The organism is Pseudoalteromonas sp. NS-SX12 (assembly GCF_057367955.1).
The window spans coordinates 2,866,596-2,883,905 of the sequence record NZ_CM170634.1 but is presented as its reverse complement, the minus strand read 5'-3'; the positions used below and the strand labels follow the sequence as shown (position 1 = coordinate 2,883,905).

The 17,310-nt window shown below is 41.9% G+C and carries 16 protein-coding genes and 6 tRNA genes; 13 read left to right on the top strand and 9 right to left on the bottom strand.

Translation table 11 applies throughout. The features are described 5' to 3' along the window. Positions 1–2 precede the first annotated feature (2 nt). Together AC2IOM_RS13415 and queC are read right to left on the bottom strand one after the other, a co-directional pair. Positions 3–1,439, bottom strand: coding sequence for a YfcC family protein (locus AC2IOM_RS13415; RefSeq protein WP_486358637.1), 1,437 nt, complete (start codon positions 1,437–1,439; stop codon positions 3–5). 241 nt (positions 1,440–1,680) lie between these two features. Further along, positions 1,681–2,343 carry a 7-cyano-7-deazaguanine synthase QueC gene (gene queC, locus AC2IOM_RS13410; protein ID WP_486358636.1) on the bottom strand — a complete coding sequence of 221 codons (663 nt, stop codon included), beginning with the start codon at positions 2,341–2,343 and terminating at the stop codon, positions 1,681–1,683. 98 nt (positions 2,344–2,441) lie between these two features. Between queC and queE the strand changes: the two genes are divergently transcribed. Continuing rightward, complete coding sequence (gene queE / locus AC2IOM_RS13405; RefSeq protein ID WP_105170624.1) at positions 2,442–3,107, top strand: 7-carboxy-7-deazaguanine synthase QueE; 666 nt, start codon at positions 2,442–2,444, stop codon at positions 3,105–3,107. A 67-nt stretch (positions 3,108–3,174) separates the two neighbouring features. Here queE and AC2IOM_RS13400 read toward each other — a convergent pair whose 3' ends face one another. Beyond that, on the bottom strand, positions 3,175–4,746 hold the full coding sequence (locus AC2IOM_RS13400) for a LysM peptidoglycan-binding domain-containing protein (RefSeq protein WP_486358635.1): 1,572 nt from the start codon (positions 4,744–4,746) through the stop codon (positions 3,175–3,177). A 99-nt stretch (positions 4,747–4,845) separates the two neighbouring features. Continuing rightward, positions 4,846–5,610 (bottom strand): hydroxyacylglutathione hydrolase, encoded by a 765-nt coding sequence (gene gloB, locus AC2IOM_RS13395; RefSeq protein WP_486358634.1) that lies wholly within the window; start codon positions 5,608–5,610, stop codon positions 4,846–4,848. Positions 5,611–5,670: 60 nt separating this feature from the next. Here gloB and AC2IOM_RS13390 point away from each other — a divergent pair, with 60 nt between their 5' ends. Further along, the gene (locus AC2IOM_RS13390; RefSeq protein ID WP_010560470.1) at positions 5,671–6,441 is read left to right on the top strand and encodes a class I SAM-dependent methyltransferase; all 771 of its coding nucleotides are present in this window, start codon (positions 5,671–5,673) and stop codon (positions 6,439–6,441) included. On the opposite strand, the gene AC2IOM_RS13385 is transcribed toward AC2IOM_RS13390, so the two are convergent. After that, positions 6,434–7,288: an MBL fold metallo-hydrolase gene (locus AC2IOM_RS13385; protein WP_486358633.1), complete on the bottom strand. Its 855-nt coding sequence runs from the start codon at positions 7,286–7,288 to the stop codon at positions 6,434–6,436. The two genes, AC2IOM_RS13390 and AC2IOM_RS13385, sit on opposite strands and share 8 nt — an antisense overlap. Before the next feature lie 61 nt (positions 7,289–7,349). Then, positions 7,350–7,820 (bottom strand): ribonuclease HI, encoded by a 471-nt coding sequence (rnhA, locus tag AC2IOM_RS13380; protein WP_100913096.1) that lies wholly within the window; start codon positions 7,818–7,820, stop codon positions 7,350–7,352. 62 nt (positions 7,821–7,882) lie between these two features. On the opposite strand from rnhA, the gene dnaQ reads away from it, so the two are divergent. The 9 genes from dnaQ (at position 7,883) to AC2IOM_RS13335 (ending at position 11,206) form a co-directional block, all read left to right on the top strand. Continuing rightward, positions 7,883–8,599 carry a DNA polymerase III subunit epsilon gene (dnaQ, locus tag AC2IOM_RS13375; protein WP_010560467.1) on the top strand — a complete coding sequence of 239 codons (717 nt, stop codon included), beginning with the start codon at positions 7,883–7,885 and terminating at the stop codon, positions 8,597–8,599. Then, a complete protein-coding gene (locus AC2IOM_RS13370; protein ID WP_486358632.1) occupies positions 8,599–9,939 on the top strand; it encodes a TIGR03503 family protein in 1,341 nt (446 codons plus the stop codon). The genes dnaQ and AC2IOM_RS13370 overlap by 1 nt, the downstream gene beginning before the upstream one ends. Before the next feature lie 123 nt (positions 9,940–10,062). After that, positions 10,063–10,139: transfer RNA gene (locus AC2IOM_RS13365), tRNA-Asp, on the top strand. A 23-nt stretch (positions 10,140–10,162) separates the two neighbouring features. Beyond that, positions 10,163–10,239, top strand: a tRNA-Asp gene (locus AC2IOM_RS13360). Between the two features lie 31 nt (positions 10,240–10,270). Next, positions 10,271–10,347: transfer RNA gene (locus tag AC2IOM_RS13355), tRNA-Asp, on the top strand. 35 nt (positions 10,348–10,382) lie between these two features. Then, positions 10,383–10,459: transfer RNA gene (locus AC2IOM_RS13350), tRNA-Asp, on the top strand. Between the two features lie 28 nt (positions 10,460–10,487). Further along, positions 10,488–10,564: transfer RNA gene (locus AC2IOM_RS13345), tRNA-Asp, on the top strand. Between the two features lie 22 nt (positions 10,565–10,586). Continuing rightward, positions 10,587–10,663 (top strand) — tRNA-Asp (locus AC2IOM_RS13340). Between the two features lie 276 nt (positions 10,664–10,939). After that, a complete protein-coding gene (locus AC2IOM_RS13335) occupies positions 10,940–11,206 on the top strand; it encodes a hypothetical protein (protein ID WP_486358631.1) in 267 nt (88 codons plus the stop codon). A 33-nt stretch (positions 11,207–11,239) separates the two neighbouring features. Here AC2IOM_RS13335 and AC2IOM_RS13330 read toward each other — a convergent pair whose 3' ends face one another. Further along, positions 11,240–11,767, bottom strand: a complete 528-nt coding sequence (locus AC2IOM_RS13330; RefSeq protein ID WP_486358630.1) for a prepilin-type N-terminal cleavage/methylation domain-containing protein — start codon at positions 11,765–11,767, stop codon at positions 11,240–11,242. Between the two features lie 134 nt (positions 11,768–11,901). On the opposite strand from AC2IOM_RS13330, the gene AC2IOM_RS13325 reads away from it, so the two are divergent. Continuing rightward, a complete protein-coding gene (locus tag AC2IOM_RS13325) occupies positions 11,902–12,492 on the top strand; it encodes an ABC transporter ATP-binding protein (protein WP_486358629.1) in 591 nt (196 codons plus the stop codon). Beyond that, complete coding sequence (locus AC2IOM_RS13320) at positions 12,485–13,561, top strand: DUF6136 family protein (protein ID WP_486358628.1); 1,077 nt, start codon at positions 12,485–12,487, stop codon at positions 13,559–13,561. The genes AC2IOM_RS13325 and AC2IOM_RS13320 overlap by 8 nt, the downstream gene beginning before the upstream one ends. Before the next feature lie 35 nt (positions 13,562–13,596). Here AC2IOM_RS13320 and AC2IOM_RS13315 read toward each other — a convergent pair whose 3' ends face one another. After that, complete coding sequence (locus AC2IOM_RS13315) at positions 13,597–14,757, bottom strand: hypothetical protein (protein ID WP_486358627.1); 1,161 nt, start codon at positions 14,755–14,757, stop codon at positions 13,597–13,599. A gap of 97 nt (positions 14,758–14,854) precedes the next feature. Further along, on the bottom strand, positions 14,855–17,305 hold the full coding sequence (gene fadE / locus AC2IOM_RS13310) for an acyl-CoA dehydrogenase FadE (protein ID WP_105171640.1): 2,451 nt from the start codon (positions 17,303–17,305) through the stop codon (positions 14,855–14,857). Positions 17,306–17,310 lie beyond the last annotated feature (5 nt).

Genomic DNA, 17,310 nt, shown 5'->3' with positions numbered 1-17,310 from the left:
AATTAGCTATTTGTTGTTACTTGGCTTTCAACCCCAGCTATTTGCGGTTGCACATCTAAACCATAGCCAAAGAAAGTGGCGGCGATTAGAACTACAGAGGCTGCAATCATTAGCTTCACCAATAACGGTAAGCAGAACTTAAACCACTGACCATAAGGTACACCTGCCATACCTATAATGCCCATCAATACCGCATTGGTTGGAATAATCATATTTGAGAAGCCGTCGCCAAATTGATATGCAAGTACCGCAACTTGGCGTGGTACACCTACTAAATCACCAAGAGGCGCCATTAGCGGCATAGTAACGTACGCTTGACCTGAACCCGATGGAATAAAAGTATTTAGCAGAGTTTGAATAACAAGCATACCAACAGCTGATATTTCTGCGCTCACATAAGAAAGCGGTAAACTCATACCGTACACTAGGCTGTGCAGAATTTTACCGTCGTCTAAAATGAGTGCGATACCGCGTGCAACACCAATCAAAATTGCAGTGGTTACTAAATCAGAGGTACCTTCAATAAATTTATTTGCAGCAGTGTTGGCATCAAGTTTACCTAATACAGTGATAACTAGGCCCCATGCTACAAATAAGCCGCCAAGTTCATATAAGTACCAGCCTTTGGTTGCAATACCCCATACAGCGATTACTAAGGTGGCAATAAAGCTTAATAACACCAGTTGGTGACGACGATTAAGCTTAGGATAATCATGAGTTTCTTTACCCTCTAATGGACAAGGAATACCAGCCATTAACGAGCGAGACGGATCAGCGTGTACTTGTTTGGTGTATGACCAAACATGATGGAAACCAATTAATACGAACGGCACGAAAATCGCTAAACGTAGCCATAAGCCTGAATAGACAGGCACTTCTGCAATTTGTTGTGCAATTAATACAGTAAACGGATTAAACGCAGATACGCCATAACCGATGCCATAGCCAGCAACAATCATACCGACCGCCGTCATCGCATCTAGGCGCATGGCTTTACATAATGCCACTAAAATAAGTACAAATGGAATGTATTCGCCCGCTGTACCAATTGCACTTGAAGCAAGGGCAAAACAAAAGACTACGGCAAAAATAAGTTTTTGCGGCTTATCGCCATGTTTTTCTAATAAACGGCCAATTAACGCATCTACTGTGCCTGTAGCACGTGCAATTGCGAGTACACCTCCCACAATTAATACAAAAAAGATAACATCCTGTGCAGCAGCAAATGCACGTGGAATTGCCGTTAGAAAGTCCCACGGTGTAAGGTAATGACTTTCAGTAGCAACTTGATAAGTGCCAGGTACAACGGCTTGGCGGCCATTTGCTGTTTCTACGGTATCAAAAAAGCCTTGGGGTACAATCCAAGTGGCAAGATAAGCGACAAACATCATCGCTAGTAGCAAAACCAGCGTATGAGGTACTTTCAATGTCTTAGGCATAAGTAAATCCAGTTGTGGGAAAGGCCAATAGTTTATTCGTAATTTGGGTGCTTAAAAAGAGGGGATTGTAAACAAATTAGAATGGCTTATCGCAAAAGGATGTAACTTACGCGTGGAGTACAAATATGGCTTTAGTTTTTAAGGTGCATAACAACAATGAAAATGGATTTTGCGAACGGACAGGGCAAAACAAAAAAGCACCATTTGGTGCTTTTTATGTGCGTTAACTAACAGGTTTTAGTTAATTTGCTTCATATGGTAGCGGATCGCTTGTCTGGTTTAGCTCAAATGCTTCTAAACGCTCTTGGCAAGCGCCGCATTTACCGCAGGCTTTTTCTCGACCGTTGTAGCAAGTCCATGTCTTACTGTAATCGAGGCCCATATTTAAACCGTCGGTTAAAATCTCAATTTTAGTATTATTTAAGTATGGGCTAACTATTTCAATTTCTTCGTAGTTAGCGATGCGGCACACATCATCCATTTTTTGTACAAATTCAGGGCGGCAATCTGGATAAATTGCATGATCGCCTGAGTGAGCGCCGTAAAATACCTTGTTGGCTTTAAGTGAAACTGCATAGCCAACAGCAAGTGATAATAAAATCATATTGCGGTTTGGTACCACAGTTGATTTCATGCTTTCTTCTTCGTAGTGACCTTCCGGTACGTCAATATCGTCAGTCAGCGATGAGCCACCAATTAACTGGTTGATTGCCGAAATATCAACAACCTTATGAGAAATGTTTAATTCCGCACATACGTCTGCTGCGACTTTTAATTCTTTAACATGACGCTGGCCGTAATCAAACGAAAGTGCATACACTTCATAACCTTGGCGAATGGCTTTATTTAAAACGGTATATGAATCCATTCCACCAGAGTAAATTACAACAACTTTTTGCGACATATTTCTCTCACTTTAGCTATAATAGCGGTTTTTGCGGGCGCGATAGTCTACACCTTCGTGACCTTGAAGACAAATCTAGCAGTAATTAGAGGCGTACGTTGTACAAAATTAACGAAGTATTCGAAACCATTCAAGGTGAGGCAAGTTACACAGGTTGCCCATCTATATTTATTCGCTTGCAAGGGTGTCCTGTGGGATGTGCTTGGTGCGACACTAAGCAAACATGGCATACGGACGATACTTATTTAGTTGATCTCTCTGACACAGTTGAAAAGAAAGCTGACTCGGATTATTTTGCTAATTGCACCGCAGAACAAATTCTTGCGCTAATTCGCGACAAGCAATATCAAGCAAAGCATATTGTGATCACCGGTGGTGAGCCATGCATGTACGACTTAAACCCGCTTTGTGAATTACTTCATGAAAACGGGTTTTCTACGCAAATTGAAACCAGCGGTACATTTGAAATTTTAGCGCCAGCAACAACGTGGGTAACGGTATCACCAAAAATTAATATGCGTGGCGGCTATAAAGTACTTAAAAGCGCCATGCAACGTGCTAACGAGATTAAACATCCAGTTGCGATGATGCGCCATGTTGAGGAGTTAGAAGAGCTGTTTGCTGAAGCAGGGCATACGCCAGAACTCGTTTATTTACAGCCTATTAGTCAAAAGGCAAAGGCAACGCGCTTAGCGATTGAAGTATGTAAGGCTAAAAACTGGCGCTTATCGGTGCAAGTTCATAAGTATATTGGTATTGCTTAACTTTCATCAGTTAACGTACGACAAAAAAGGCGCTAAATAGCGCCTTTTTTAATATGTTTGCTTGGTGTTAACCTGTTTTTACATCCACTTTTAGTTTTAGCTTTTGTCCAGGTTGAATGTATTCATTCTTGGCAATGCCATTCCATTTCATAATGTCCGATACTGACACTTTATACAAACCCGCAATGCGCGCTAACGAATCACCTTTTCGTACTTTATAGGTGATTGTGCGTTCAGTCACATTACCCGCTAAGGTTGAACTGGTTTTTTGATAAACCGTTAACTGCTGGCCAAGACGCAAGGTCGCATTTTTGCGTAAGTTGTTCCACTTCATTAAGTCTTTGGTTGATACTTTATATTTGCGACCAATTTTCCACAGGCTATCGCCACTAACGACGGTATGCGTAGTTTTGCGGTTTGCTTTGTTGTTAGCTGCAACACGCATTGGACCGCTTAATAAGTTATTGTCTATTTGGCCATTACTTAATGGCACAAACAGCTGTTGACCAACGCGAATAGTGTTGTTACTCAACTTGTTTAGCGTTTTGATGCTAGTCGTACTGGTATCAAATTGCTTGGCGATTTTTGATAGGCTATCACCTGATTTTACTGTGTATTGCTGCCAACGAATGCGATCTTTAGCGTCCATTTTGGCAAGTTGTGCTTTGAAGCCATAAGCTTTATCTGCTGGTACAAGTAGCTTATGCGGACCGGTTGGATCGGTTGCCCAACGGTTAAATGCGGGGTTTAACTTATACATTTCAGTCACTGGAATGTCGGCCATTTCAGCGGCTTTTGCTAAGTCAATTTGACCGCCAGTATTAACCAATTCAACAGCTGGCTTATTATCTATTTTTTTCCACGTTACTTTAAACTCATCTGAGCGCGCAAGTAAGTCTGATAACGCTAGCAGTTTAGGTACGTATTGGGTTGTTTCTCGCGGTAAATCAAGCGACCAAAAATCTGTTGGTAACTGCTTTTTACGGTTCTTTTTAATCGCACGTAATACACGACCTTCACCTGAATTATATGCAGCGATTGCATTTAGCCAATCACCATCAAGTGTTTTGTGTAAATACGTTAAATATTCAAGTGCAGCGCGAGTCGACTCGGTAATGTCACGGCGACCGTCGTACCACCAATTCTGCTTTAGACCAAAACGCTCTCCTGTGGCTGGCATAAACTGCCAAATACCAGAAGCACTGCGGTGCGAATAGCCAAATGGGTCAAATGCGCTTTCAACAATAGGTAATAACGCTATTTCAATAGGGATCTGACGCTTTTCGACCTCTTCCACAATATAGTGAAGGTAGGGAGTGCCGCGTGTGGCGATACGATCTAAATATTTTTGGTGCTTTGCGTAGTAGTTACGCTCCGCAACTACGGCGCGATTTTGCGGCACAGGAATCGAAAGCTGATAGCGAATTCGCTGCCATACATCGTCAAATTCAGGGATTTGTTCAATGACTTCTTGCTCTTCTTCTGCAAGTGCAAGCACTGTTAATGCATCATATACGTCTTGTGAGCTGGCAACTTTATAGTTTGGCTCTGCCGTATTTTCTGATTGAGATTGATTTGTCGTTTGACAGCCCACAAGCCACACACTGGCGCTTAGGGCAATTATTTGCTTATAAGTCATTAATACAAAATACCGAGTTAAAACGGAACGCCGAATAATACCGATCTTGGCTAAAAATTGCCAATTTCATTTATTTTTATCATTAATTGATAAATAGATTTAATAATTGTCCTTTAGTTCCCTTAAGGCTGCAAAAACACTGACATCGTTTATTTCGGTAACTGAATTTTTAGCTAACACGCTGGTTCTTACATTATGTTCATGAGTGCGCAAAAATGGGTTTATCGCCTTTTGTTGTTCTATTGTGGTAGGCAAGGAAATATCACTATGTTTGCCAAGTTCATCGCGATAGGCAACAAGCGTATGATTGTCCGGCTCGATATATGCAGCAAAGTCTAGGTTGGCACGCGTATATTCATGTGTGCAATAAACCTGTGTTGAATCGGGCAGAGCTGCGATACGTAAAAGCGATGTGAGCATTTGTGTTGGCGTGCCTTCAAATAATCGACCACATCCCCCATTAAAAAGTGTATCGCCACAAAAAACCATGTTTTCATTATAATACGCAATATGGTCAAGGGTATGTCCCGGCACATGCATAATTGCTAATGTTAGTTGTAATTCATCCAGTGTTATAACAGCGTCATCTTCAAGTTTATGGGTAATACCGTCAAAAGGGCTGTTGCTCGGGCCATAAACGGGTAAACCATTAAGCTTTGTAACCAGCTTTTCAACCCCATTAGTGTGATCCCAATGATGATGGGTAATTAAGATACCTGTTAGCGACAATGAGTGCTCGCGGCAGAACGCTAAAACGGGTTCCGCGTCACCTGGGTCAACCACATAAAGCTGTTTATTGGCTTGATTAACCAATGCCCAAATGTAATTGTCGTTAAACGCGGGAATGGGAATTACTTGTACCATATTCACTTGCTCTGTTATGTTTACTCTGTAGGCTATCTCTCATTATAACGAGGCAAAGACTTGAAACCAGCGCTAAGTTTACAAAATACCATTCAACCCCATTCTTGGTATGATTTTCCGCATGGCGAATACTTAAAACAAGAAATCGAGCAAATCTTCACGCCGTGGTTAAACCGAATTTTTGGCTATCACTTGCTCAAAATAGGTGAGCTGAGCGCTGAGTTAGATACCTCGGCGTGTGTTATTAAACACCAAGTAAATGTCGCAAACTCGAGTAAAGCCGGAGTAAGAGCGCACATTGATGAATTACCTTTTTCTGAACAAACAGTCGATGGTTGTATTTTAAGTCATGGCTTGGAGTATTTAACCGACCCACACCACTGCTTACGAGAAGTGCATCGAGTATTAATGCCTGGCGGCTACTTAGTGCTTAGCGGGTTTAATCCATTTAGCTTTTGTGGCTTGGCGCGCATACTGCCTTTTGCCAAGCAAAAGTTACCGTGGAGTGGGCGCTTTTTTACCCCAGCACGAGTAAAAGACTGGTTACATTTATTAGGGTTCGAAGTGGTATTTGAAGAACGAGCAATTTACTCATCGCTTGCTCGTGGTAAGCGGCTATCGCGTTTTGCAGCGTGGCAATCGTTTTGCCAACATTATTTAAAACCGACGGGTAGTGTATACGTGATTGTGGCAAGAAAACGTGTTGCGCCATTAACGCCGATTAAACCGAAATGGCATGCTCGTCCGCAATTTAATCCAGCGGTAAGAGGTGTAGGGCTAAGAAGCACTCCTCGAAATGCTTCTATTAGCTCAAAACGTGAATCTAGTTAAACGTTAGCGGTATTTTTAAGTAAGTGGTGCCATTAGCTTCGGCTTCGGGAAAGTGCCCCGCATTGATATTTACTTGAATTGAAGGGTGAATCGATTTGGGTACCGCTAAATCGGCATCTCGCGATTCGCGGGTTTTCACATAATCGTGTTGGGTAATGCCGTGCTTTAAGTGCACATTATATTGTTTTTGCGCCTCAACACTGGTGACAACACTCACTTCGCGACCATTCGGTTGATAATCATGGCACATATATAAGTGGGTATCGTTACCAAGTTCAAAAATGCGTTGAATTGAATGATACAGTTGGCTGGCATCACCGCCTGGGAAATCGCAACGCGCCGTGCCGCTATCTGGCATAAACAGTGTATCACCAACAAATGCACTACCATCGACAATATAGGTAACGCTGTCGGGCGTGTGTCCCGGTGTAAACATCACGGTCACCGCTTCTTCACCTAAATAAAATACTTCGCCATCGTCGAATAAATGGCAAAATTGACTACCATCCGTTGGAATATCGAAGTTAAATACCTTATTAAAATGCTGCTGCACTTGCGTAATGTGCTTGCCTGTTGCCACTTTAGCACCGAGTTTTTGCTTAAGGTATTGCGCGGCAGATAAATGATCTGCGTGGGCGTGTGTTTCTAAAATCCAATCAACATCTAAGTGGTGGCTATCAATATAATGAATAATCGAATCAGCAAACTGGTAGCTGACGTTGCCCGACGCAATATCAAAATCAACAGCGGCATCGATAACCATGGCTTTTAAGCTACGGTTATCAAATACCACATAACTGATGGTTGAAGACTGTTTGTGAAAGAAACTTTCAATGGTTACATTCATACTAGCAAAAACTGGATATATCAAATATGGAATAAGATATATCATAGAGTAATAAAGAGATCTAGCTTTGCGCTACGAATCCAGTATCTTCAAGCAAGTCGCTACTTTCTGCGGCCTCTCTGGCTAAGTCGTCAACGCGTTCATTTTCCGCGTGACCCGCATGGCCTTTCACCCAGCGCCACTCAACGTCGTGCTTTGAATTGGCAGCATCAAGGCGTTGCCACAGATCTTTATTTTTTACATCTTGCTTGCTGGCGGTTTTCCAGCCGCGCTTTTTCCAGTTGGCAAGCCAAGATTCAATACCTTGTTTCACATATTGACTATCGGTAGTGAGAATAACCTGACAGGGCTCTTTTAATGACTCTAAGCCAATAATCGCTGCGAGCAGTTCCATGCGATTATTTGTAGTTAAGGTATAACCTTGACTCAACTCTTTTTCATGACCTTTGTAGCGAAGTAGGGTGCCATAGCCACCTGGACCTGGGTTGCCTAGACATGAACCATCAGTAAAAATCTCTACGTTTTTTTGCACAGTTTGCCTTTAAATTATGTAGAATGAAGTTATTAACATAACAAAATTTGTGATTTGGCGATATGGCTCACAGGCAAATAGTACTGGATACTGAAACAACGGGTATCGACCCTAAGCAAGGGCACCGCATTATTGAAATCGGCTGTGTTGAATTAGTAAACCGTAGGCTCACCGGAAATAACTTTCACGTTTACATTGATCCAGAGCGAGATATTGAAGACGAGGCGATCTTTGTACACGGTATTACACGCGACTTTCTTGCGGGCAAACCTAAGTTTCGCGATGTCGCGGCAGAGTTTTTAGATTATATCAAAGGCGGTGAGCTTGTAATTCATAATGCAGCGTTCGACGTTGGCTTTATGGATCATGAGTTTGCGCTGCTTAGACAAAATTACCCCAAAACCCACGACGTTTGCCAAGTACTCGATACCCTTGCGATGGCGCGTGATTTACACCCGGGGCAAAAAAATAACCTCGACGCCTTATGTCGCCGCTACGATATAGATAACTCAAAACGTACACTGCACGGCGCTTTACTCGATTCAGAGATATTGGCTGATGTGTATTTAGGCATGACAGGTGGTCAAGTAAGCCTTAACCTGGCCAATAAAGAAGGGCAAAGTGGTGATAACAGTAAAGGTATTCGCCGACTTTCGCCAGATAGACCTCGACTAAACGTCGTATTTGCCGATAACGAAGAACAAGCGGCACACTTAGAGCGCTTAAATTTAGTTAATGATAAAGGTGGCCACTGCCTTTGGCTTACTGAGGACGCATAATGAAAAAATGGTTGTTAGGGTTTTTTAGTTTATTTTTGATTTCGAATAGCTTTGCGCAGCAGACTGAATTAGACGTAATTCAACGCAATAGCGAACAAAATGAACTTAAGATTTTCGACAACCGTTTTCGCATCGACTATCAAGTTGATGAAATCACGTTACTCTTCTTTCGTCAAAAAGGTACACCAGCAGTCATTCTTGTAAGGCCCGATGGTAGTAAAATTTATGCGACTACCTCGCTGGGTGATATGAATATTGAATGGTTTGATGACGAAACCTACGACATTATAAAAATTAAAAAGCCAATGCCAGGTCCATGGCAAGCCATCGGAAAAATCCTACCCGACAGTAAATTAATGATCTTAAGTGATATTGAATTACATGTAGATCCGCTGCCACCACTATTATTTAAAGGCGAAACCATTAAAGTAACGGGTCGCTTAACAAATGGCGGCAAACCCATTGAAGAAGGGCTGTTTCGTGATTTAGTGACGTTAAATGTCGATTTTGTTAGCACGAATAATAAGGATTACCTTAATTTTGGCGCAAAGCCGGTGCCTATTGCAGAACTATTAGATGATGGCAAAGGCTATGATGAAAGACCGGGCGATGGTGTATTTACCGGTGAGTTTGCGCTTAATTTTGCCTCTGGTGAATGGCAGCCTGAATACGAAGTACGAACGCCAATATTAAGACGCAGTTTGGTAAAAGATCCCATTATTATCGAAAACGCTCCTATTACTTTTGAATTTAGCGAAGCTGGTGAGGGCGAAGAGCACCATCAGCTTACACTTAATGTGAATACCGAGAAAGTACAGCCCGAATCACTCATTTATCAAGGTACAATTTTTTACCCTAATGGCGAGACGCAAGCTTTTAATCTTGAAGCGCAAGATAAAGCGGTGCGTGAATTAACCTTAATAAATTACGATTGGGGTGTGTATGAGGTTGAGTTAACGCTATTTGGCAGTAACGTTAATGGTCGTGAGTTTGTTGCTAAAATCGATAAGCAAGAGTTTGAAATTGATAAACCGATTGAAGCTGTACCAGAACAACCTGCACCTATTCTACCTGAAATAAACCAAGCACCTGAACTGCCACCAGAGCCAGAACTCGATGTTGAGCAAATTATCATCTGGGCTGTGGTGGGTAATGTGCTTATTATCTTAATTGGCTTTATTGTGATCCGTGTATTTATTCAGAAAAAACCGTTATTAGGTGGCTTGATGAGTAAATTGAAGAAAAACAAAAAAGGCCAAGAAGAACAAAAAGTAGCGGGTTCTGAGCAGAAATCAGACAGTTCAGATGAAATTTTGAACCTTTCGTTGCCAGATGAGTAAAAAAGCGAGAAAAAAGCAAAAAAACTATTGACTCTTAAAGGGGTGATTCGTATTATTCACGCCGCTGTCAAGGAGCACTGAGAGTCAAATCAAAAGTGAGTCATGACAGGTTTGAAATGACGCGGAGTGGTAGTTCAGTTGGTTAGAATACCGGCCTGTCACGCCGGGGGTCGCGGGTTCGAGTCCCGTCCACTCCGCCAATTATTTCAAACGTTACTCTTTAGGAGTGGTAGTTCAGTTGGTTAGAATACCGGCCTGTCACGCCGGGGGTCGCGGGTTCGAGTCCCGTCCACTCCGCCATTAATTTAAAGAGTAGCCATTATTCCTTCGCGGAGTGGTAGTTCAGTTGGTTAGAATACCGGCCTGTCACGCCGGGGGTCGCGGGTTCGAGTCCCGTCCACTCCGCCATTAGGAATAAAACAATTTAAAATGATATACGCTGCGGAGTGGTAGTTCAGTTGGTTAGAATACCGGCCTGTCACGCCGGGGGTCGCGGGTTCGAGTCCCGTCCACTCCGCCATCTTATATCATTTAAAAATTTGCTCAGCGGAGTGGTAGTTCAGTTGGTTAGAATACCGGCCTGTCACGCCGGGGGTCGCGGGTTCGAGTCCCGTCCACTCCGCCATTAGCAAATTTCTCCCCGATGCGGAGTGGTAGTTCAGTTGGTTAGAATACCGGCCTGTCACGCCGGGGGTCGCGGGTTCGAGTCCCGTCCACTCCGCCATTTTATATTCCCCCTTTTTTATGACGATAAGCTTTACGCTTTCATTCTAAATTTTTATTTTCAAATCAGTAATCTATTACTTTATTTCAGCATCGCTGCTCTTACTAATTTCATTCGCTTAGCGCTACGCTTTTTATATTGTGCTTAAATTTCTGACTTATTCTTGAGATAAATTCAGTATCTCACAACTACTTACCGCAATATTTTGTGATTAATTAATCCAATATTCAGCATTCTACGTTTACGCTATGGCAAAATTTTTTTGGAAAGAAATTAATGAAAAAGGTTGTTATATCAGGGGTAATTGTTGTCGGGTTGATGGCAGCAATGTGGCCTTGGGGGTTTGCTGTCGGCTACCAAGTGAAAGAGCGTGAGCTATGCCAAAAGGTAAAAGACAATGATGTACTTTTTAAGTATACCGCTGGTGGTATTATGCGTGGTGAAAATGCAGAGGGCACGCTGCGCACGAGTTTGTATGTCGATGGTTTGAAAAAAGGTATGCTGTTTAGTTTAAAACAGTGCTTCAGCAACGAAAAAAACTGACTTTCTTACTGTAAGCCAACAAATTGTTGGCTTCTAACACCCAGTTGTGACAACCCCTGTGTTTGGCGTTGTGCCATCTTCTTGGTTGTAATAAAAAGCATAGCATTCGTCACTAAGACGTAATCCTTTTGGCCAAATAAGAATAAGCCCTTGTGCACCATTTGTAGCAAGTGGAAAGCCTGGTGCAGTTTGTTGCCTACCCACGCCGCATAAACTATTTGCCGTGCATACAGCGCTTGCTGATGTAAATGGAATTTCTTTGCCAATATTTAAAATGTAACGCCAAGCGCCATTCCAGTAGCCTTCAACATAGCCGTTATAGACCAGTACACTAATGCCAAGCTCATCGAGCTGAACATTCCCATTTTTAACATCTTGTACTAACGCTTTCGCGCGAACTTGCTCTGCGGTGGCTTTCATTGAAGCGGCTGTTGCTTCTAACACACTAATGCGTGACGCTTGCTGCAAGTTTAAGAATTTAGGTGCTGCAACGACTGCAAGTAGGCCTAAAATAACAATCACAATGATCAGTTCAATAAGTGTAAAGCCATGGTTTTTCATTGGTGTATTGCCTCTGATTACTGTGATATTTGCTGGTAGTTTATAGTATAGCTAATCATAAGTCTTTGACTATAAGTGCATAAATAAGCAAAATGTGCATACCAAAACGCATTCAAGATGAAAGGGAAGGTCGTTTGTTTCAAATACGCAGTTTAACCAAACTTTATTTTGATAAAGTTGTGTTTTCAGATTATACCTGCCAATTTGCTTCTCAGCGTGTCTTAATTACCGGACCAAATGGCCTTGGTAAATCAACCCTATTAGCCATGCTTGCAGGGTTGGAATCATTTCAACAAGGCGAGATTTTACTGCAACAGCAAAGCGCCAATGCCCGGTTTTTACAAACGAATGTCGCTTTAGCGAGTGATAAAATTATCTTTCCAGAATTTTTAACAGCTAAACAAGTATTAGATTTAACTTACATGCATCAAGAGTGTGACAATCTTGAAAGCTTGGTTAAGCGCTTTGGCTTTAATGACTTTTTACACACTAAAGTGATTAACCTTTCGAGTGGTAACCTTAAAAAGCTTCAACTGATAAATGCGCTTATGCGCAAAGCCTCAGTATTGCTATTGGATGAGCCCACAGCGGCACTTGAGCACAAAAGTGTGCCTGTGCTGCTGGCGTGTATTGATGAGTTTCAAGGCCAAGTTATTTTAACAAGTCATGAGCCTGAGCCATTTTTACAATCTGGATTTGAAGTACAGGCGTTGATAAGTGCGTAATTTTTCATTTTTCGAATATCGCATTGCGGCTTTTCATCATTTCATTGCTGAACAATTGGGTCAATTAAAGCAATTAGGCGTTATTTTAGCGCTGTTTATGTATACCGCTTTTCCTGCACTTATTCTGCTCATTTACCTTGCGCTTGGCAAAGTTATGACGCAGGACCCTTCGTTAAGTATTTTATTATCGGTTGCATTAATCGTTATGCAAAGTGAGCTCAGTGTTGCATTGAGCAAAGGTGCGCTTGATGTAAAACACCGACTTTATCAACGCTCATTTGCCAGCAAAGAAATGCGTGTGCTATGTGATTACACGTTAGCTTTAGCCGGTAATTTAGTATTTATATTGAGTGTGCCTTTATTGTTATCGTTAGACTTTAGCAAATGGCAACAAGGCCTTCATTTTGTATTGTTTAGCATTTGTGTGCTCGGCAGCGGATTTGTTGCCACCCTCAAACCTACACGAATAAAGTTATATGTAATTGCGGTCATTCTGTTGCCAGTGCTATTTGATTTAAGCTTACTTTCGTTGTTAACCAGTTATATTGCACTGTTGATTGGCGTTGCATTTTGGCCAAATAGCTTAGCTTTCAAACGGCTGACGAAGTTTAACCTCGGTTTTTGGCTCAGTTATCATAGCCATGCATTTGCCGAAATTTGGTGGCGTGTATTAATGTTACTTGCCTTATGGGTATTTGCAAATGTACTAAATTTACAACGGCCAGATTTAGGCTTTTTTGTTCATTGTTTTATATCGCCGTTTATCGTTTATATTGCTTCAAGTCAGCAACTTAATCAAAACGAATGCGTATTGCAGTACAAATTGTGGTTAAACAGTTTACGCAATGCGAATACGTTAGTTTATGGCCAATATGTTGTGCCTATGAGCTTGGCAGTTGTAGGTTTAATGAGTTTGCAATTGATTGTACTGAGTTTGCAAAGCCTAATTATTTTTGCCGTCGCAGGGGCGTTAACAATTGCGTTTGCTAAGTATAAACCAACACACTATGCCCTTGGTTGGTTTGTGATTAATGGCTTACTGGTAACGATTAACTATTGGGTGTATTAGCCCATAAATATGGTTTGGCAGGGTTCAGTTGAGCACTACCAACCGCTAACACATGGATCAAAGTTAGGGTCATTGCTGAGCGTGATCGCTTGTTCAACAAGGTAGCGAGTTGCATCTACCTCATTACTGTTTTTAATAACTCGAATATAATTCTTAAAGAGTTGCTCTCTTTGCCACATAAGTTGCGTTGCGAGGCTGCTTTGAGTGAGCAGTTTTTGAAAGTTTTGAGTTTTTTCATTTAAAAACGCGATTTCACTTTGGTCATTACGTACTTCATATGCCTTTCGTTGCAAGGCAATGCCTATTGCTGTTGAAATTAGGGTGCTTTGGCTTTGTTCTAATCGCTCACCAATATTAATACAGGCATCAAGTAATGTAACTTCATCTTGCGTTACGTTACTACAGGTTTTGTTAATTGTGCTGAAACTTGGAGTTGGCGCGGCTGCGAGAATACTTTCAACACCGATAAGAAATAATAAGTCATTATTGATATTCAGCTGATTGAGCGTTTCATCGAAGAAATAATACGTTTGTTGTCGATATTCATTGTAATCTTGTGCATTGGCAGCGTTGTTAATTGCATTTAGCGTATGTTGTGGGTCTTTTTTTGGATCTATCAAGCTGGCGTATACCAACCAGCTTGCGCCATTATTGCGATCAGTATTAAGTGCTGATTGAATCGTTTGTTCGTCACAGACTTGAGTTGTACAGGCCAACAGTGTGTTATGAGCAAGATAGCGATTGTTTGGATATTCACTAAAAAGGGTGATTAAAGGGTGGGGCTGTTCAGGGTTTTGCGCGTAAGACAATAAAGCATGGGTAATTTTACTTTCAAGTGTGGCCGCGTTGTCTTTAAGGGTAGCAAGTAATGTGTGATTATCGAAAATACCATGGTTGTTACTTACCTGTTTAGCGAGCTGCTCAAGCGCAAAAAAGTCAACGTCTTTGTCATCACAGAGTGTTATGGTTTCTGAAGAAATGTCACTTTCAGATTCATTTTGTGTTGCTTCATGTTGTTGCTGCTCTAAAGTATCGGTTTGCGGCGAAAGTAACGTCTTGGTGTTGGTATCGTTATTAATTTGCGAAGATGTGTTAGTTTGAGATTGCACTGAATGCGTGAATGATTCACTTAATGCTATGTATAGTCCAGCTAATAATAAGCCAGCAGTGATACATGCGAGCAAAAATTTATTCATGCCAACCCCTTTGTGTTATTTTTATTTTTTTGCTAATGGCATAAAAAAGCCAGCTAATGCTGGCTTTTTATAACACAATCAAATTGTTAAGCAATGCTTAAGCAGCTTTTACCTTTTTTACAGAGTGGGCTGCTTTGCCTGCCAGTAAGTCTGCAGGGTCAAAATCATCTACATTGATAACTTGTAAACGGCCAACTTCAGCGGCTTTTAATTGCTCAGCTTCATCACTTGTAATTGCACCAAGTTCAAGTCCCATCTCTGCCACTTTATCAAGGGCAAAGAATGGCAGCTTATCGCCTTTAGCACGACATACTTTGTCGAAGATAGGTTCAACAGCAAGAATGTCTTTTAGCGTTTGCTCTTGGCGACCAATTAAGTTTAATGGCTCGTTAGTAACATAAATATTATGTGCTAAACGGTCGCGCGTTTCGCTCGGTGTTTGCAGTAAACGTGCTACTTTTTGCTCTAATTCGTCAGTTGGTTTACGAATTGGACGACCCCAAGGGAACAGTACTAGCTTTAAGAAACCACGAAGCGGTGCAAACGGCATGTTGTTGATAAGATCAGCAAGTGCGCGTTGGCAAAGGTATAAGTGGTCTTGACAGCTCCACTGAACAAGTGCGAAGTCTTCTTTACGACGACCTTCATCGTTGTAACGCTTAAGTGTTGCTGACACTAGATATAGGTAGCTTAGTAAGTCACCTAAACGTGCTGAAATACGCTCTTTACGCTTCAGTGAACCACCAAATACCGCCATACAAATATCAGACATTAGCGCAAGCGACGCACTGTAACGTGTTGCAGTACGGTAGAATAGTGCTGTTTCATCATCGTATGGTGTTTTAGTAAAGCGTGCGCCTGTTAGGGCAAGCCATGCAGTACGTGCAAAGTTCGAAATGGTAAAGCCAATGTGGCCCATAAGTGATTTATCAAACTGTGCAAGTGCTGCTTCTTTGTCTTCAATGTTACATGCTTCAAGCTCAGATAACACAAAAGGATGACAACGAATAGCGCCTTGACCATAGATAATCATATTACGCGTTAGAATGTTCGCACCTTCTACTGTAATTGCTATCGGCGCACCTTGATAACCACGACCTAGGTAGTTATTTGGACCTAAACAAATGCCTTTACCGCCGTGAATATCCATAGCGTGTTTGGTTGAATCACGCATTTGCTCTGTTAAGTGATATTTTAAAATAGCTGAGATTACTGATGGTTTTTCACCTAAATCAACTGCACCTGTCGACATAGAAACTGCAGCATCTGAGCTGTAAGCATAACCACCAAGTTTTGCTAATGGCTCTTCGATACCTTCCATTTTACCAATTGGTAAACGGAACTGACGACGAATACGGCTGTAAGCACCACTTGCGATTGCTAGCGCCTTAATACCACCTGCTGAGTTTGAAGGCAGTGTAATCGCACGACCAACTGATAAACACTCAACCAGCATACGCCAGCCTTGACCGGCCATTTTCGCGCCACCGATGATGTAATCAATTGGTACAAATACCTCTTCACCTTGCGTCGGACCATTTTGGAACGGTACGTTAAGCGGGAAGTGACGGCGACCAATTTTAACGCCAGGTGTATTTGTTGGAATAAGGGCACAAGTAATGCCTAAATCTTCTTTATCACCTAGTAATCCATCAGGGTCACGTAGTTTAAATGCAAGACCAAGCACAGTTGCAACTGGCGCGAGCGTAATATAACGCTTGTTCCACGTTAGGCGCATACCTAACACTTCTTCACCGTTCCATTCACCTTTACACACAATACCAAAATCAGGGATTGAGCTCGCGTCAGAACCTGCTTCTGGTGAAGTAAGCGCAAAACACGGAATTTCATCGCCTTTCGCAAGACCTGGCAAGTAGTGGTCTTTTTGTTCTTTAGTTCCATAGTGTTGTAATAGCTCACCTGGACCTAATGAATTAGGTACACCAACGATAGACGATAACAGCGTTGATTTAGAAGTTAGTTTTTGCAGCACACACGATTGTGCAAATGCAGAGAATTCTAGACCGCCATATTGCTTTTTGATGATCATGGCAAAGAATTTATTATCTTTTAGATATTGCCAAACATCTTGCGGTAGGTCGGTTAGTTCATGGGTTGCTTCCCAGTCATCTAACATGGCGCATACTTCTTCTACTGGGCCATCGATAAATGCCTGTTCTTCGGCAGTTAAACGCGGAACTGGGTACTGGTGCATTTTTTTCCAGTTTGGATTACCGCAAAATAGATCTGCTTCCCACCATGTTGTACCTGCATCAATCGCTGATTTTTCTGTGTCGCTCATGCTTGGCGTCACTTTTTTAAATGCTTTGAAAATAGGCTCAACAATGTATTGGCGACGGATACTTGTCACCGACAATGGAATCGCAATCGCTAAGAAAATTAGCCAGCTGATCATAGCGAAAGCGCCCATAAATGAGCCAATCACCAATACCGCAGCGGCAACGGTTAAATGGGTATGCCAGTTTGCTCTGTGGTAGCTAGCAATCGCTAAGCAACCAAGCAAGCCGAGTACGAATAAAGCAGTCATAGTTA

Excerpts from the sequence above, each read along its gene's own strand:
- fadE (WP_105171640.1), bottom strand. The coding sequence starts at position 17,305 with ATGACTGCTTTATTCGTACTCGGCTTGCTTGGTTGCTTAGCGATTGCT.
- AC2IOM_RS13400 (WP_486358635.1), bottom strand. The coding sequence starts at position 4,746 with ATGACTTATAAGCAAATAATTGCCCTAAGCGCCAGTGTGTGGCTTGTG.
- AC2IOM_RS13415 (WP_486358637.1), bottom strand. The coding sequence starts at position 1,439 with ATGCCTAAGACATTGAAAGTACCTCATACGCTGGTTTTGCTACTAGCG.
- AC2IOM_RS13385 (WP_486358633.1), bottom strand. The coding sequence starts at position 7,288 with ATGAATGTAACCATTGAAAGTTTCTTTCACAAACAGTCTTCAACCATC.
- dnaQ (WP_010560467.1), top strand. The coding sequence starts at position 7,883 with ATGGCTCACAGGCAAATAGTACTGGATACTGAAACAACGGGTATCGAC.
- AC2IOM_RS13370 (WP_486358632.1), top strand. The coding sequence starts at position 8,599 with ATGAAAAAATGGTTGTTAGGGTTTTTTAGTTTATTTTTGATTTCGAAT.
- queC (WP_486358636.1), bottom strand. The coding sequence starts at position 2,343 with ATGTCGCAAAAAGTTGTTGTAATTTACTCTGGTGGAATGGATTCATAT.
- AC2IOM_RS13315 (WP_486358627.1), bottom strand. The coding sequence starts at position 14,757 with ATGAATAAATTTTTGCTCGCATGTATCACTGCTGGCTTATTATTAGCT.
- gloB (WP_486358634.1), bottom strand. The coding sequence starts at position 5,610 with ATGGTACAAGTAATTCCCATTCCCGCGTTTAACGACAATTACATTTGG.
- AC2IOM_RS13330 (WP_486358630.1), bottom strand. The coding sequence starts at position 11,767 with ATGAAAAACCATGGCTTTACACTTATTGAACTGATCATTGTGATTGTT.
- AC2IOM_RS13335 (WP_486358631.1), top strand. The coding sequence starts at position 10,940 with ATGAAAAAGGTTGTTATATCAGGGGTAATTGTTGTCGGGTTGATGGCA.